Raw genomic sequence first — 16,316 nt, forward strand, 5'->3', positions numbered from 1 at the left:
AATAAAATGGATATTCGAATTTACGTAGGCAACATCAACAAGTCCACCACACAGGACGAAATCAACACCCTATTCGCAACCGCTGGAACCGTCTCTTCGGTGGAACTGGTCATGGACAAGGGCACTGGCCTCTCAAAGGGCTTCGCATTTGTCTCCATGCCCGAGCAGGCCGATGCAGACAAGGCGATCAGCATGTTCAATGCTTATTCCCTCGCTGACAATGCACTCAAGGTCAATGTTGCCAAGCCCAAAGTCTAAGCTCATACAATAAATACAGCATGACAAACCCCTCGCTCCAAAAGGAACGAGGGGTTTTCTATTCAGACTAGCCGATCCAATATCCGCTCAGCATTCCGTTCATCACATAGATCAGTATATCTCTCATATCATAGCAAGGTTTTTTTTATTTGGCGTGTGCTATACTAAATTAAATTTATTCATCAAATTCATGGAGATGTAATATCTTTAGCAGTAAAGAGACTTGGCAATAGGCAGGTATTCAATTCATTCGTTCATACAATTAATTGAGCAAGGGAAAGGAATCAAGCATGAAAAGCCGAGCATGTATCCTCCTGTCGTTCCTAATCTTATTGACATCCTGCGCACCGCCTCCCGCTCCAGCACCAACATTCGTGCCGCCTACATTTGTAATACCTACATCCACACCAACCCCGATTCCTGCTGCAATGGCAGGGACTCCGATTCCCATCCCAAACACAGCGATCACAGTTGAAAACGTCAGCCGCCTCACCCAGCTTGCAGGATGGGGCAACGGGACCATCGTCAAGATTGAGGCGAGTGCAGATGGAAGCCTGCTGGCTGTGGCTACTCCGTTGGGAGTCCATGTGTATGACTCTCAATCATTCACTGAGACAGGGTTTATCGAAGCGGAAGATTGGCTGAATAGCATTGCCTTATCGCCTGATGGACAATTGCTGGCATTCGGCTCTTTGGATGGGTCGATTCAGATTAAGCAGGTGTCTGATGGCTCATTAAAAAATAAAGCGAGTGGATCACCCAGTTCAGTTGCCAGCCTGGCCTTTTCTCAAAACGGGAAGTTGCTGGCCGCAGGCGCTGAAGATGGAAATGTATTCGTATTCGATCTCGAAACCCAAGCCTTACGCACCCTTGCCGGGCAGAGCGCGCGCATCCAAAGCCTGATCTTCGCTCCTGATGGTGAAACGCTGATCTCCGCTTCTGCAGACCGAACTGTCAAATTCTGGAAGTTCGGCATTGGAATTCTCAGCCAAACCATCACTGTGAGTACGAAGTCGCTCAATACGGCGGCCCTCTCAGCGGATGGGAGTCTGCTCGGGATCGGCTCACTGGATGGCGCGACACAAGTCTGGCAGGTGGCTGATGGGAGGCTGCTCCGTTCTGTTCCAGCCCTTGGGCCGGCTGTGCTCGGCATCGCATTCTCAAGCGATGAGACAGAGCCTCTGCTTGCCGTCGCGACCAATGACAGTACGATCTGGCTTAGGCGTGCCCGCGATGGAAGCTTTGTAGGGAGCCTGGAGGAGCATACCAGCGGAGTTAACAATGTTGCGTTTTCGCCGGATGGGACGCGGCTCTATTCTGGATCTTTTGATGGAACCCTCCGAGTCTGGCAGGTGCCCGAGGCTGTATCCGTGTATACGATTAGCGGATTCTCCAGCCCGATCACAGGCGTTAACTTTTCGCCTGATGGAACAAAAATAGCTGCGGCGATGTTCGATAATTCGATCCGCATCTGGGAAGTGGCGAACGGAAACCTGGCACAGACTCTGTGGGGGCATGATGGCCCAGTCCGTGATATTGCTTTCTCCCCGGACGGATCGCTGCTCGCCTCTGTATCTGACGATACCCAAACCATCCTTTGGAATGTTGCCGATGGCAGCCAGGTGCGCTCCGCAGGTGGTCATACGGATAGTGTACTAACAGTCGCATTTTCTCCAGATGGAACGCTGCTCGTAACGGGGTCAGCTGACCAAACCATTCGTATATCGCAGGCATCCGATGGGCATCGACTAGCCACGTTGAGCGGACATACAGACAGCGTTCTGAGCCTGGCATTTTCACCAGATTGGACCATGCTCGCCTCGGCCTCTGCCGATCATACAATTCGATTATGGCATATGCCTGACGGAATCCTGATCAAAGCCCTGGAAGGGCATACCACCAGCGTTCCAAGCCTTTTCTTCTCCCCTCAACAATTACTTTTGGCATCTGGTTCAGCGGATGGCAACGTGTATCTTTGGGATGCCAACAACGGAATCGTTCAACAGATCCTGGGAGGTCACACCGGGGCGATCCAGAGTCTGGTGATGACAGCAGATGGTGAAATTCTGTTCTCAGGTTCCTCCGATGGCACAGTCCGCTTCTGGCGTGTTTCAAGCGGAACATCCCTTGGGTCACTTAAGGTCAAGGGCCTTGCCAATAGCCTTACAATTTCACCTGATGGAACGCTTGTGGCAATGGGCTGTGAGGACGGCATCCTGCGTTTATGGGGCATTTCACCTTAGAGGCTGTCTGAAATCTCAACTTTAGATATGGATTTGTAGGGACACAGCGAAACGACTTACGTCCAAAATCTTGAATTGACTCGCTGTGTCCCTACTTTTCAGACAATTTCTTAGGATTGCAATTCTGAAATCTTCCTACAGCATTTGACAGACTCTCAATAGAATTTGCAAGCGCCTCCTTTGTATCCTTGAAGCAAGGACAAAGGAGGCGCTGTTATGAAAGTCATTTCGATCCTTTTGGCTTTTATCAACTCATTAGGAGGCGGGCTGTTGATCCTTTCTTGCGTGTCTGCGGGCGAGGCTTTGGGATGGGTCACCTTTAAGACAGGCATGGGAATCATCGCGATTTATTTTGGCATTCTGACTTTCAAAGATGGCATCCAACCCATCAGTCAGAGCCGCATGTTGTTAAGCGGATTATTCATCATCATCGTAGGTATGTCCATTTTGGCCTGGGGGATTCACTGGTCGATCATCAGTGGAAACATAAAGAACACGGTTCTGTTGTTCGGGGGCAGTCTGTTCATACAAGGATTAACCTCTGTGTTGGGGATGGAGCCCAGCGAGAAACAACCCTAGCTCCTCACCCAAATTACCTATTTCTTCCTATAAATTGCCCATCTTTTAATTTGACTTTCATTTTCAAAGGCGAGAATTAATTAGGCGGAGTGACAATTGCCACAAGTTTGGTTCTGTTTGAAGAAAGGAGATAACATGAGCCAGCTCAATAACACAGACCCCATGCGGACAACAGGTCGTCCAACAGGAACAGGCATTCGCGTGTTCACCATCAACGAGGAAACCCTGCGCCGCCTCACTGGATTGATCCAGTTGGCTTTCGGGGTATTGGACGGATTGATCGGGTTACGCTTTCTGCTCAAGCTGATGGCAGCCAATCCCCTGAATCCGTTCGCCAGTTTGGTCTACTTCCTCACACAGCCTTTCATATGGATGTTTCAGGACCTGACCCGCACCCCGAGCTTCGAAGGTATCACAATCGAATTCTTCTCGCTGATCGCCATCGTAGTCTACGCGATGATCGGCTGGATCATCATTCAACTGATGTGGATCCTGTTTGCACGATTGAAGTAAGCAAGTTTCAAAAAGAACCCCGCCATGAAGCGGGGTTCTTTTATCCTATTGAAAATGATCCAATAGGAATTTAAGATATTCATTGTTACCCCTTTTCTTTGTCAACTGGAGGCGCAATGAAGTGTAAGGTTATCCCTGGTTTTTATCTGATAGGCACGTTCCTTCTCTTTGGCTGTGCGCTGCCCTCAGAAAAAGCCACCACGGCAGAGCCAGTCACAATCAATGGGACATATGAATATCATCGTGAGATCCGCGGTGCAGATGCAGCCGTTTTTACAAGCGATAAGATCGACACGGTTGTGAAATTTACTGCCACTTCACAAGCCGACAATTCCATGAAAGGCGTGGCACATATCACCTACACGGAAGCCTATGAATTTCAATACAGCGAAGAAGGTTATGAACCCTGTCATCTCCTTTGGGCCACAGAGCCCATTATCTGGACTGCCGAACTGATGGGCAGGATCCAACAAAACACAGACGGCAGCCTCACTGTGATACTGCTGGCAAACCCAAAAGATGGTCCGCCTTTTTCGCAGCAATTTGATTGCGATGCCGCAGAGTCGAAGACTCCAAGTTTTGCCTTTGTCAACGGCGTGCTCGTGGATGGGAAATACAAGAACAGAATCGATTATGCCCTTCATCCGATGACTGTCGGTTCAACCTATGAAATTACAAGCATGGAAGTGATCCCGTAAACCCCAAATTCTGCTTGACAAATAAAACATACGTTCTATAATCAAAGCCTTGCAGAAAGGCTCCCATGTTCACACGACTTAACAAACTTTATCACGAGTTCCCTCCCCGCTTCTGGATCATTGTCCTGACCTTCTTCATTGACAGTATAGGCGGCACGCTGCTCTTCCCCTTCTTCTCGCTTTACATCACCGATAAATTCAATGTCGGCATGACTCAGGCTGGCATGGTGCTGGCTATGTTTTCGATCTTCGGCATCGTTGGCAACATGATCGGTGGCGCACTGACCGACAAATTCGGACGGCGAAAGTTGATCCTCTTCGGTTTGGTGTTCAGCGCACTCAGCACACTGACACTTGGGATGGTCAACTCGCTGGCAGTTTTATTCCCACTAGCTGCCTTCATCGGTCTACTCTCGGATGTCTCTGGCCCAGCGCACCAGGCCATGATGGCAGATATCCTCTCTGAAAAACAAAGGCAGGAGGGTTTTGGTCTTTTGCGAGTCGTCCGCAATTTGGCATGGATCATCGGTCCCACCATTGGCGGGTTCCTCGCCAACCGCTCCTTCATGCTTTTATTCATCATCGACGCCATTGTAAGTTGTATCGTAGCGATGATCTTCTATTGGTATATGCCTGAAACAAAACCAGCCGCACACGCAGACACAAAACACGAATCAGTCTGGAATACCTTAATGGGATATCGCATCGTGCTCAAAGACTTTGCCTTCATGGCTTTTATCGTCGCCGCCATTCTGATGGGCGCAGTCTATCAGCAAATGTATAACTCGCTTTCCGTATTCCTGCGCGACAATCACAACATCGATCCGCAGGGCTACGGCTTCCTGATGACCACCAGCGCCATCACAGTCATCCTCTTCCAATTCAGTGTCACGCGCATCATCAAACATCGCCCGCCATTTCTCATCATGGCGCTCGGCACATTGTTCTATATGATCGGTTTCAGCATGTTCGGCTTCGTATCTGTATATTGGTTGTTCATGTCGGCCATCGTAGTCATCACCATCGGCGAGATGTTGATCATGCCCACCAGCCAGACCATCGCCGCCAACTTCGCCCCCGAAGAAATGCGCGGGCGTTACATGGCAATCTTCGGGCTAACGTGGCTGCTCCCCTCCACTTTTGCGCCCATGCTGGCGGGCCTTGTGCTCGACAACTTCAACCCCAACCTGCTCTGGTACATCGGCGGGACTTTATGCGCCGTCTCCGCCTTCGGCTATTGGACTCTGCACCTGCGCCTCGGCAGGCAGGAACGCTTCATTGTCGCCTCTTCCTCCGACGAGCAGCCTGCTCCTGCATAAAAGGCATTCGCCTCGCTGATGTTCTTCACTCAATTAACAGTAAGAAAACATAATTAACCCCAAATTTAATACGGGACGCGGACGAGCGCTGATGAACGCAGATTCAAAAAAGAATCCGCGTTTTCCGCGTTAATCAGCGTCCTTTTTGCTCTTAAAAACAAACTCACCCACGAAAGATTAATTTCGGGGTAAGTCATGTTTTCTATTTCCTTCCGAACACCAGCCCTGGAATTAACATCGGCGTCTTGCGCTTATACTCTGCATACGATTCACCAAAATCACGCAGGAGCTTGCGTTCTTCAAAATATGCGCCGATCAAAACATAGAGAGTTGTGCCGATGTAAAACACCAGGGAATTTTGCGAAACGCTGGGTGAAAGCCAGATGAATAACAAACTGAGCGTGTACAGCGGATGGCGTACCACACGGTATAACCCGCTAGTGACAAGTGCGCCTCTTTTCTCCTGTTCAAACAATTGACGGATGCCCATGAAAGAAAGCCCGTCCGTTTGTAGGAATGCCATAAACAGCAGCAGCACCGCAAGCACCTGTCCGCCCAACATCAGGTAACTCCACGGCGCGGAGACTTGATACACAGGCTGGTCTGGCAAGGTGGTGACCAGGTAAATAATGGGGAGAAAGCTGATGCCAGCAAATATGTTGTAAGCCAGGCGATAAAGATCGCTCCCGCCTAATTTCAAGCGGAATAGATCCTTTGCCAAATGAGAGGCGAGGAAGGAATGTACAACGCCCCAAATTGCAAGCGCCAGCAGAAGAATGAAAATGCTCATGATGGTTATATCCCTTTAAACATAATGACGACCTGAGGTCGTCATTATGTTACATCAGGCAGACCTGACAGGTTTCCGCAGATGTCTGGTCAAACAAGGAGATTGTGATTCGCAGAATTTCTAATCCGTTCTTGCGCCATGAAACCTATCAGGTCTTAGTTTACTCAGCACCAAAAGCAGGCAGCTCCAAGGTCTCATCCCCAGATTGCACGATGTAGAATGGCTTCCATGCCACACCGAAGAGATTGACGTGAATATCCGTCTTCTTCGGGTTGATACTCACTTCACTCGTTTGGTTGACCACTGCTCCCCAGCGTTCATTGATCTCAGCATTTATTTCTTCACGTTCACGCATCAGATCAGCGAGATCTTTTTTCAGTTGTGCAATCACATCAATCGATTCCTGCACATCCTCTTTGGCATTTTCGGTCTGGCGTCGCTTGGATAGCGATGATGACAACCTGCGCGTACTGCGGCTGCCTGCAAACAAGCCCAACACATTCTCGGCATGAGTGCCCATCTCTTCCATTTTGCGATGCTGGAGGTCGGTTTCATCTTCACGAAGTTCGCGTTCTTCACGCGCGAGTTTATCTTCCATCGTTTTGATCTTCTTATCAATGGCGGTTGTCTTCTTGGATATTTCCGCATCACGCGCATCGCGGGCCGTATCGGCGCAGGCCTTCATAAATTCCGCCTGGCTGACGTCTGGTCCGCCAAAAACTTTGAGGGCCAGGTTTGCGCGTGCGCTAACAGATGAATTACGGAATACCCAATCGGTGAAGTCCTTTTGCAGGGCGGTCATTAATTTCGAGTCATTCAAAGGAGAGTCGATGCCGCTGTAACGAGCAGAAGGTGCTGGCATGGTCCCCACTTTGTCGAGCGAGGGCCCGCTATATGAAAACTCATCCCAGCGGACAATGCCACGCCGATCCAATGAATCCACGAGGGCAGCGCGGGTGATCTCCGTGTCCACGCCATATTTTCGGTCAAGGATGCGGATCTGTGCAGCAGCCAGCAATGTAGGGCGATACATCACCCCTTGGATCATGGCTTGGTTGGTCACGGCACGCCCTGCAGATTGGAATGCCTCGGGCAGGCTGTAATTTTGAGGAAGATAATATTCGCGAATGCCAGCGGGAAGAGGAGGCTTTGTCAAGCTACCATCAGATTTTTGATTTACGATTTGTGATTTGCGATTGGTTTCTGCAATGGGGGGAGATATTGGTTGTGATGAAATTGGGATCGAAACAGGTTGTAGGGTTTCAACCGAAGGCCGAGGCTTGGATTCGCGCTTCGGAGCAGAGGCAGCTACGGGCGCGGATTGCAGCGTTGTATCGGCATTGGCAAGCTCGTTGAGGTCGCGAATCTTATTGCGTGTGATCGGTCCTGCGAGAAAATTCATCACCCAACGGGTTTGGAAAATTACAGGCACCTTTTCGTGGACATTGTTCATAATAAAGACGCGCTTGCCGAGCGAGGAAATAAGTTTGTCCATTGAGGCGCGGGGGATGCCGCCAGTCAGGCTTTCGAGACCATCCAGCAGGCGATTCTTATCGCGCTCGGTTTGCAGTTTTCCGATGAACCATGTGCCTGCATTGGAGAGGGCTTTGTAATCGATATCGACTGGGTTTTGGGTGGCGAGCAAAAGGCCGAGGCCAAAGGCGCGCGCCTGCTTCAACATGCGCAGCAGCGGCCCTTTGGATGGCGGAACCGCGGTGGGCGGAAGATAGCCAAATATTTCATCCATGTAAAGGAGTGCACGCAATGAAGATGAACCACCCTGGGTGCGCATCCAGGTTTCAACGGCTGAGAGAAGCAAAGTGACAAAGAACATGCGCTCACCATCCGAAAGATGGGCGAGGTAAAAAATGCTGTGGCGCGGACGGCCATCGTCCGTGAAAAGTAGGGATTGAATATCAAGCGGCTGGCCTTCGCGCCAGGTTTCAAAGGCAGGCGCAGCCAGGATGTTGTTCAAGACCATGGCGAGCTCCATGCGGTCTTTGGGCGGGAAGAATGTGTCCACAGGAAATGCGCCAAGTTTATCGAATGGCGGCGTTTGAGTTTGCAGGATCAACTCTGTGAGTTCAACATCGCGCCCCTTGCTCCAATGGTCTTCGAAGATGTTTGAAAGCAGGATATGTTCACGCGAGCGGATCGGGTCAAGATCGGTCAGGCCGACCAGTCCCAATAGAGCTGTAACCGTACTTGAGATTCGCTCACGCAGAATCTCGCGGTTGCTTTCCCAATCCAAATCTGGTGCGGCAAGTGAGGAGACTACACTGACGGGAATGCCGGCATCGGAGCCCGGCGTAAAGATTGCAAATTGTGCAGCGTTCTTTAGTGCAAGCACGCGGTTTTCATCCATACCCCACTCCCGGAGGCCATTGTGCCATGCAATGGAGGCTTCATCTGCGGCTTCCTCTACAGTTTTCTTTGCGCGTCGCGCCATTTCAGGGTCGATCCACGGCTCAAAATCCTGAGGGAGGAGTTCAGGGAAATGTAAAAGTAAGTTAGTCAAATCACCCTTTGGGTCGATGATGATGGCAGGCACACCCTGCAAAGCGGCTTCTTCCAAAAGAGCTACACACAGGCCCGTCTTTCCAGAGCCAGTCATACCAGTAACAACAGCGTGTGTGGTTAAATTTGCAGGATCATACTCAAGCCGATCGGCTGTAACTTTTGCGTTCTTCGAATCGAGCAGGCGTCCAAGATAAAAATTTGATTCGGGCATGTGATCTCTCCTGAGTTAAGACTTCGGAAGTCTCTATATCAAACATAAATCGGGCAATCTCCGAAAAGACTTCCGAAGTCTATGTTTAGAACGTGCGTGCTATCCTGCTAATTTAATCGATTTTGTTCCAAAAGGCAAATTAAATTTGATGGAAATAAAAACTGCGAGGGGCCGCCTCGCAGTTTTTATCGTTAATGATCATTGCTATCGTTACTGTCGTCTCCGCCATCGTCGCCATCATTGCTGCCACTATGGTCATCATTTCCGTTATCTTCACCATTATCATTATTATCATTTTCTTCATTGCTGTTGCTCGAATTCTCATTCGAATCTGAATCGTCTTCGGAGTTTGAATTGGAATCATCATTTCCACCGCCGCCGCTGTCAGTTGAACATGAACCTTCCGATTCCACTTCTGTCACAATAAACCTGCCGTCTTCGGCAAAATATCCTTTGACTTCCACACGAAGGCCAATACAAAGCTCACCGTCAACCCGCGCATTATTCAGATAAACCGTGAGGTCATTGATAACCAGAGTGTTGATTGAGATGGCTTCAAGTGTTCCTTCCATAGCATAATAGCGGGGGCTGGATTCATCAGGCGCCTCATTACTGGACCCCGAACCTGATTCAGTTTCCGATTCCAATTCCACCTCGACGGGGTTTCCCACCGGCACAACCGACCCATCTGGAAGTAGCTCAAGGGTTATGACTTCAACCACACCCTGGGAGTTGGTCTGCCCGGTCAAGATCACTGCCGCACCATTAGCGGGCAATTGGATGCCAGAAGGAAGAATGACCTGGATGCCGGAAACATAGTCCATGCTATTTACTTGCATGAAGACGCCCGCAAATTGTATGGTCTCATGGCGGTCTTCAATAAGCAATTCATTTACTTCATGCAATCGTTCATACTCAAGTTCATCTTCCAAAAGGTTTCGCGCTTCTTGATTAAAGATCAGAAGCAGGCGCAGGCCCTCCCACGAGCGCTTGACCGGATACAAGCTCTCTCCCGGCAACGCAGAGGCCGAGGCGTTGAGCAAGCCCGTGCCACTTAGTAGCAGCAAAGCAGCTAATGTAAATGAAAGAGCCATTCTTTGAAAAGCAGGAATTACCCGTTTACGAGGCATAACCTTAGACTCACGCATTTCGGCGGCTCGCTGCATGAGTTTAGCTCGTCCGCGGCGAACGGCATCCGCGGAAGGTTCAGGAGCAGACATATTGCTGGCTTTTACAGAAGCGCTTAAGATGGGGCGTAATTCATTTGCATGTTCAGGAAAACGCGCAAGGACAGTTTCCATATCTGCGCCGTTTTCAAGTTCCTGCAAGCAAATTTCTAAAGCATCAAATATATTATTATTCATAATCCACCTCGCCAATCTCGCGCTGAAGTGCAGCCAGCGCACGGAACTGGAGAGCTTTTACCGCATTGATGTTCCTATTCATAAAAGTTGCGGTTTCCTCGAGAGAATATCCCTGTCCAAAACGCAAGGCAAGCACATGTTGTTGTTCAGGAGTCAACTGCGAGTATGCACTTTGGACCGCGCGGTTCTGCTCGCGTTGATCAACCTCGTAAGCGGGACCAGGATTCAGGTCCGGTAGTGATTCGGAAATTTCTTCTTCAGGACGGCGATATTTTTTTCGCATGTGATCCATCACAACATGAGAAGCTGTCCCGATCAGCCAAGCTTTGAGGTTGGACTGAGGAGCACGCCCGTCTTGAATCGCTTCCAGCAAACGGATAAATACATCACTAGCCATATCCTCGGCCAGGGTCTGATCTCCAATTCGATACAATACATAACGATAGACCTCGGAAAAATACTGGTCATATATTGCGCCAATCGCTTGTGAGTCCAATTCGCGCAGGTTCTTTAATTCCTGTTTCCCATCCGCCACAGACATTGTTTTCACAGACACCCGGTTCCCAAAAAACATCACTCAAAAATCAACAAATATATCTTATCACTGTTCCAATACTTCAAAAATGACCGCTTGTTCATCGCGATAGACCTCGATTAAACCATGGTCATATTTGGCCTCGCGTAGAAAGTTCGTGTGCTTTAAATCGGTATGTACATAGTGTGCCGAGAAGCGCTTCAAGATAACCTGGGATGGTTGTTTCACTTCACCCCGCGTGATCTTCACCCACACATCATACAAATCCCTGTCATACAATTGCAAATATGTGGGGTCAAGCCCGGCAAGATAAGTATTCTGTGTATTATAGAAAAATAAACGCGGGAAATCATCCCAATCGGTTTGGAAGACGCGCTCTCCCGGCGGGGTATTCTGCATCAACCAGGTGGATGCGCCCTCATATAAATCATAGGGCTTGGAATCGGCGATGTGGCCCTGAGTTGCAGGGATCGTTTTTATAATTCCAACAGACACGGCGGCCACCAATATAATGGAATAAAAATTAGCTTGTAAAATTGCAAAAGATTTCAATGTGGATGGAACAGGCTGTCGCTCCACACTAATCAGAGGCGCCCATGCAAATGCTGAAAAGATCAATGCAAAAGGCGGGAAGTATTCCACAAACCTGCGCGCCTTGAACAGCATCAACCCAAACAACAGGGCGATCAAAAAAGAGTTTGCGGTGCGCAAATCCATTTTGCGGCCTGCCAACCCCAACGCCAAAGCCCCGCTGACAAATGCGATTAAGGCAGGCAGGGAATTTTCCAACAATTGACCCGTATCGTATGGAAACCATTCGTTGCCAACGCTCACAGAAGTTGCATCCTGCAATTTGGGTAAAAGATGATGATAGGTAAATATTAGGTTGTTAGGGAAATATGGATTAATGATCAACCCTGATGCGATACCAATCCCTGCCCATAAAAGCGGACGAAACTCCAGCCTGCGTTCAATCAACAAAACAGCCAGAAAATGCAGCCCGGCAATCGCCAGAATTAACGGAAAGGCATCGTACATCCAAACATAAAAGAAAGATAGCACGGCCAGATTCTTATACTTTCCCTCCAAAATCCATGTGAGGCCCAGGGCCAGGACAGCCAGAGACAGGGATTGAGCACGAGTAATGGACATGCGAAACAAAAAAGCATCTGAAATGCCCAGCAATGCCAGCGCCCACAACCCTGACAGAGGTATTTTCTGGCGGTGAAACAAATACCAGATGCTTAGGAAGGCAAGAGCGGAAAAAGTCACTGCTGCCCACTTTGCACCCAAACGCAGATCACCAAATGTAAAGGGGATTAAAGCCACATGAAAGAGAAAGTGATGATCATAAAAATCACCTTCATTCAGGATGCTCAAGGGCAGCCAGGGGAAATCAGGCTTCAGGCTATCTGTGCGCATCAACCAGGCTAATTTGATGTGATAAAAGCCGTCATTATCGGGCAAGTCAGGGGTTGCGAATTGGACAATGGCCATTCCACAAAAAAACAGAAGCAGCAATATTGATGGGATCCACAGGCGTTTTGGCATTTAATATTTCCACAAGAAATCTACAACACAGAGATGGGTCGCCTGGAATTTTTAGAAATTCCAGGCGACCCAGACAATTACTAGCTCACGATACGATACTTAATCATCGTTGTCGTTGCTGTCATCGCTGTTGTCGTTATCATCATTGTCATCGTCGTCGCCGTTATCATTGCTATCATCATCATTATCGTTGCTGTTGTCATCGCTGTCGTTATCATTGCTATCGTCATCATCACCATTGTCATTGCTATCATCATCGCCATCATCGCCATCATCGTCACAGTCGTCGCCGTTATCGTTGGCGTCTGCTGTATTGTCGTTGCTGTCGTCGTCACATTCATCATCATCGTCGTTGATGTTGCCATCGTTCGAATTGGCATCATTGCTGTTATCGTCGTTGGAATTATCGTCAGTTTCGGGGGCTTCAACGCGTGTTACGACAAGGGAGCCATCATCCTGAACTTCCACTTCCACTTTGACGGTATCGCCCACATTGAAGGGGCCATCGCGCAATACGGAAGGGTCAACAGTGAGCACCTGCCCGTTAACCGTCCACTGATTACCATCCATGGCTTCGATCACACCTGTGAACTCTACCAGAGAGGCCTGGCCTTTTCCAAGGCCAGTAGAAGGTGCAGCAGCGGCAGCGCCACATGCACTGATAAACATGGCGATCAGAGCCATCACGACCAAAAACATATAGGAAATCTTTTTCATTTTTTCACCTTTTCTATTATTTGATTGGTTATATCCAATAGTCGCAATACAGGTGAAAAAGTTACGGCTTCCTCCAATGAACCTTCAGGGAAAAGCTATGATTGTGAAAAATGATTCAAGACCGCCTACTGCGTTTGAGCATATATTCTTTGAAACTCGGCGATAAATTGGGCGGCAATGGCTTCATTATAAATAACAAGCAGCGTTTCATCGTTCCTGGTTTCGGCGCTGGCGGTGAAATTGTACGAACCAAAGATAACAATGCTTTCATCAATGATCATCACTTTATGGTGCATTTGACCTGCATTCCCATCTCGATATACATCCAAACCTGCCTGGTTGAACGGATCAAACTCCGTGCCCACATTTGAGTTGACCTGTTCGGTATCCATCACGCCTGCAACAGTGACACCATCTTCTGCGCGGGCACGGACTGCTGCGCCAATTGGGTCGGCCGTGAATGAAAACGCCATGAAATAAATGCTTTCCTTTGCAGTGTTGACAATATCCACAAAGCTGGCTTGCACATTGTCATCTGGTGAGAAATATATATCAATGGGTGTTTCATCAATCGTCACACGCGGGTTCGGAGTTTCGGAGACGATATTGTCACCGAATTTATCATCAACAAACATCTCTTCGAATTCCTTGGTGAAATTTTCAGCCACCTTTACCGAGCGGATGCGGATCATATGGTTGTTATCCTCATATGCGCCTGAATCTGTGAAGTTCGTCGAGCCTGTCCATACTTCGGAGTTATCGATGACAGCAAACTTGTTGTGCATCAGTCCTTCGCGGCGGTCACCTATAATAGGAATGCCCGCATCTTTCAAAATCTGCGGGTCACTGCGATCCAAATTATCACTCTCCATCACCACACGGACTTGCACACCACGGTCATGTGCACGGAGCAAGGCGTTACGAATGCTATTCAAACTTAAACTATAAACAGCCACATCCACAGTTAATTTTGCAGAGTCAATTGCGGCGGCGAGAGGGCCGTCTATGCCGCCAGTCTCTTGTGAAGCAAGTGGACTAGTAGGATTCGTAAAATACAATTCAAACCATCCACCATCCACACCATAACCTGAAGCGAGGGGAATATCTATCAGCGTGGTAGCAGGTTGTTCGGTAACAGAATCAGTTGGCGGCGGAGTCTGAGGCGTTGTCTTCAGCAGGTCACATGCAGTTAATAAAATCAAGATCACAAAGAACAGAGTTGAAATTTTTTTCATGGAATTCTCCCGATGGGATTATAGCGTGGATGCGAGAGTAGGCTGCTAGGCAGTTTCATTCCGAAACGGAAGATATTTGAGATAATACATAATCAAAATACAATATTTTAAGGTTAGCATTGCCGAAAAAGACAAAAACGGCTTGAATTATCTAAATTTATTTTGTATAGTGACTTCATACGAAATTTTTTTTATAAGGAGAGAATGCCATGCCCCGTTCGCCTTTAACCAATAAGTTGCAAGACATCGTTTCAGTTGTTTCTGAGGCAATGCAACGTGATGTACCCACTGATCAAGTTATTTCAGAGCGCACAATAAAATACAACTCTCGCCGTGACTTTTTGAAACTCGCTGCCGCCACCCTGGCGGCGGTTGCGTTTCAGCCGATCACCCGCTCACTTGCGGCCTCTCCGCGCATTGCCGTGGTTGGTGCGGGGTTGGCAGGCCTCACTGCCGTGTATCGTTTGAAGCAAGCTGGATATTCAGCCACTATATTTGAAGCGGCAGATCGTATCGGCGGACGTTGCTGGACGGGGCGCGGATTGTTCAACGACGATCAGATCATTGAACACGGCGGTGAATTAATTGATACGGGTCATACTCAAATCCGACAATTGGCTCAGGAACTCGGTTTGAATCTTGATAACCTTTTCAATGCAGATCCCAGCGGCCTGGAACCGCTTTATTATTTTGACGGTCAGCCTTATTCATACACACAAGCCACAAACGACCTCAAAGGCATCTGGCAGAAAATTCACAGCGACGTTTCGGCTGCGAGTTACCCAACGCAATATAACCTTTACACTGAGCGCGGCTGGGAATTGGACCATATGTCCATTATTGACTGGATCAATGAAAGCGTGCCCGGCGGCATAAATTCAAAACTGGGTCAGTTGCTGGATGTTGCCTATAACATCGAGTATGGGGGTGAAAGCAATATCCAAAGCTCGCTGAATCTGCTTTATCTGATCGGCTATTCCGGCCAGGGACAGTTGCGCATCTTTGGCCCATCTAATGAAAAGTATCATGTTAACGGCGGCAATGATCAGATCGTATATCGTATGGCAGATGCACTAACGGACCAGATCCAACTTGGTAAGGAACTTGTGGCCATCAAACAAAACCTGGACAGCACATACACGCTGACCACAAAGAGCGGCAAAAAACTCACCGATTCCACTTTCGACAAAGTGGTTTTGACAATTCCATTTTCCATCATGCGCACTTCTGTTGACTTCAGCAAAGCAGGCTTTAGCGATCTAAAGAAGACTGCCATTAATGAATTGAGCATGGGTACGAACTCAAAAATGCAGCTGCAATTCACAAACCGCCACTGGGAAAATATCGGACAGAACGGCGATACTTTTGCCGACACAGGATATCAGGCCTCATGGCATGTCACTCGCGCACAGCCGGGTGAATCTGGGATCATTGTGGATTATACCGGCGGCAATATCGGCGCAAGTTTTGGTTCAGGCACACCTGCCAACCGCGCCAGGCAATTCCTGCAGCAACTTGAACCTGTTATGCCTGGCATCACACCCCTGTGGAATGGCAAAGTCACTATTGACCACTGGCAAAGCTATAAATGGACACTCGGTTCTTACTCGTTTTGGAAAGTGGGCGAATACACCAGATTCTCAGGCATTGAAGGTGTGCAGGAAGGCAATTGTCACTTTGCAGGCGAACACACATCTGTGGACTTTCAAGGCTACCTCAATGGTGCAGTCGAAACCGGAGAACGTGCTGCAAGCGAGATCCTCGCAGATTTTAAATGAACGAT

At 48.6% G+C, this 16,316-nt stretch carries 14 protein-coding genes; 7 read left to right on the forward strand and 7 right to left on the reverse strand.

Going from position 1 to position 16,316, the window contains the following annotated elements; translation table 11 throughout:
• Positions 1-6: 6 nt before the first annotated feature.
• The 6 genes from AC14M5_RS23990 (at position 7) to AC14M5_RS24015 (ending at position 5,610) form a co-directional block, all read left to right on the forward strand.
• Entirely contained in the window at positions 7-258 is a 252-nt protein-coding gene (locus AC14M5_RS23990; RefSeq protein WP_484032254.1) for an RNA recognition motif domain-containing protein, read from the forward strand.
• A gap of 290 nt (positions 259-548) precedes the next feature.
• On the forward strand, positions 549-2,501 hold the full coding sequence (locus AC14M5_RS23995; RefSeq protein ID WP_484032255.1) for a WD40 repeat domain-containing protein: 1,953 nt from the start codon (positions 549-551) through the stop codon (positions 2,499-2,501).
• A gap of 216 nt (positions 2,502-2,717) precedes the next feature.
• The gene (locus AC14M5_RS24000) at positions 2,718-3,080 is read left to right on the forward strand and encodes a hypothetical protein (RefSeq protein WP_484032256.1); all 363 of its coding nucleotides are present in this window, start codon (positions 2,718-2,720) and stop codon (positions 3,078-3,080) included.
• Between the two features lie 135 nt (positions 3,081-3,215).
• Positions 3,216-3,593, forward strand: coding sequence for a hypothetical protein (locus AC14M5_RS24005; protein ID WP_484032257.1), 378 nt, complete (start codon positions 3,216-3,218; stop codon positions 3,591-3,593).
• A 116-nt stretch (positions 3,594-3,709) separates the two neighbouring features.
• Positions 3,710-4,291, forward strand: coding sequence for a hypothetical protein (locus AC14M5_RS24010; protein WP_484032258.1), 582 nt, complete (start codon positions 3,710-3,712; stop codon positions 4,289-4,291).
• Between the two features lie 65 nt (positions 4,292-4,356).
• A complete protein-coding gene (locus AC14M5_RS24015) occupies positions 4,357-5,610 on the forward strand; it encodes an MDR family MFS transporter (protein ID WP_484032259.1) in 1,254 nt (417 codons plus the stop codon).
• Positions 5,611-5,812: 202 nt separating this feature from the next.
• On the opposite strand, the gene AC14M5_RS24020 is transcribed toward AC14M5_RS24015, so the two are convergent.
• From AC14M5_RS24020 to AC14M5_RS24050, 7 genes are all read right to left on the reverse strand, one after another.
• Positions 5,813-6,400, reverse strand: a complete 588-nt coding sequence (locus AC14M5_RS24020) for a methyltransferase family protein (protein ID WP_484032260.1) — start codon at positions 6,398-6,400, stop codon at positions 5,813-5,815.
• Positions 6,401-6,560: 160 nt separating this feature from the next.
• The gene (locus tag AC14M5_RS24025; RefSeq protein WP_484032261.1) at positions 6,561-9,131 is read right to left on the reverse strand and encodes an ATP-binding protein; all 2,571 of its coding nucleotides are present in this window, start codon (positions 9,129-9,131) and stop codon (positions 6,561-6,563) included.
• A 191-nt stretch (positions 9,132-9,322) separates the two neighbouring features.
• Complete coding sequence (locus AC14M5_RS24030) at positions 9,323-10,495, reverse strand: DUF5667 domain-containing protein (protein ID WP_484032262.1); 1,173 nt, start codon at positions 10,493-10,495, stop codon at positions 9,323-9,325.
• Positions 10,488-11,051, reverse strand: a complete 564-nt coding sequence (locus AC14M5_RS24035) for a sigma-70 family RNA polymerase sigma factor (protein ID WP_484032263.1) — start codon at positions 11,049-11,051, stop codon at positions 10,488-10,490. The genes AC14M5_RS24030 and AC14M5_RS24035 overlap by 8 nt, the downstream gene beginning before the upstream one ends.
• 45 nt (positions 11,052-11,096) lie before the next feature.
• Complete coding sequence (locus tag AC14M5_RS24040; RefSeq protein WP_484032264.1) at positions 11,097-12,581, reverse strand: hypothetical protein; 1,485 nt, start codon at positions 12,579-12,581, stop codon at positions 11,097-11,099.
• A 99-nt stretch (positions 12,582-12,680) separates the two neighbouring features.
• Positions 12,681-13,298 (reverse strand): DUF5666 domain-containing protein, encoded by a 618-nt coding sequence (locus AC14M5_RS24045; protein WP_484032265.1) that lies wholly within the window; start codon positions 13,296-13,298, stop codon positions 12,681-12,683.
• 125 nt (positions 13,299-13,423) lie between these two features.
• Positions 13,424-14,533 carry a phospholipase D-like domain-containing protein gene (locus AC14M5_RS24050; RefSeq protein WP_484032266.1) on the reverse strand — a complete coding sequence of 370 codons (1,110 nt, stop codon included), beginning with the start codon at positions 14,531-14,533 and terminating at the stop codon, positions 13,424-13,426.
• Between the two features lie 209 nt (positions 14,534-14,742).
• Here AC14M5_RS24050 and AC14M5_RS24055 point away from each other — a divergent pair, with 209 nt between their 5' ends.
• A complete protein-coding gene (locus AC14M5_RS24055; protein ID WP_484032267.1) occupies positions 14,743-16,311 on the forward strand; it encodes a flavin monoamine oxidase family protein in 1,569 nt (522 codons plus the stop codon).
• The last annotated feature ends 5 nt before the right edge of the window (positions 16,312-16,316 follow it).

The organism is Candidatus Villigracilis sp., assembly GCF_057083605.1.

Bases quoted from the DNA above. Each gene is read 5' to 3' on its own strand.
- AC14M5_RS23990 (WP_484032254.1), top strand. From the start codon at position 7: ATGGATATTCGAATTTACGTAGGCAACATCAACAAGTCCACCACACAG.
- AC14M5_RS23995 (WP_484032255.1), top strand. From the start codon at position 549: ATGAAAAGCCGAGCATGTATCCTCCTGTCGTTCCTAATCTTATTGACA.
- AC14M5_RS24000 (WP_484032256.1), top strand. From the start codon at position 2,718: ATGAAAGTCATTTCGATCCTTTTGGCTTTTATCAACTCATTAGGAGGC.
- AC14M5_RS24005 (WP_484032257.1), top strand. From the start codon at position 3,216: ATGAGCCAGCTCAATAACACAGACCCCATGCGGACAACAGGTCGTCCA.
- AC14M5_RS24010 (WP_484032258.1), top strand. From the start codon at position 3,710: ATGAAGTGTAAGGTTATCCCTGGTTTTTATCTGATAGGCACGTTCCTT.
- AC14M5_RS24015 (WP_484032259.1), top strand. From the start codon at position 4,357: ATGTTCACACGACTTAACAAACTTTATCACGAGTTCCCTCCCCGCTTC.
- AC14M5_RS24020 (WP_484032260.1), bottom strand. From the start codon at position 6,400: ATGAGCATTTTCATTCTTCTGCTGGCGCTTGCAATTTGGGGCGTTGTA.
- AC14M5_RS24025 (WP_484032261.1), bottom strand. From the start codon at position 9,131: ATGCCCGAATCAAATTTTTATCTTGGACGCCTGCTCGATTCGAAGAAC.
- AC14M5_RS24030 (WP_484032262.1), bottom strand. From the start codon at position 10,495: ATGAATAATAATATATTTGATGCTTTAGAAATTTGCTTGCAGGAACTT.
- AC14M5_RS24040 (WP_484032264.1), bottom strand. From the start codon at position 12,581: ATGCCAAAACGCCTGTGGATCCCATCAATATTGCTGCTTCTGTTTTTT.
- AC14M5_RS24045 (WP_484032265.1), bottom strand. From the start codon at position 13,298: ATGAAAAAGATTTCCTATATGTTTTTGGTCGTGATGGCTCTGATCGCC.
- AC14M5_RS24050 (WP_484032266.1), bottom strand. From the start codon at position 14,533: ATGAAAAAAATTTCAACTCTGTTCTTTGTGATCTTGATTTTATTAACT.
- AC14M5_RS24055 (WP_484032267.1), top strand. From the start codon at position 14,743: ATGCCCCGTTCGCCTTTAACCAATAAGTTGCAAGACATCGTTTCAGTT.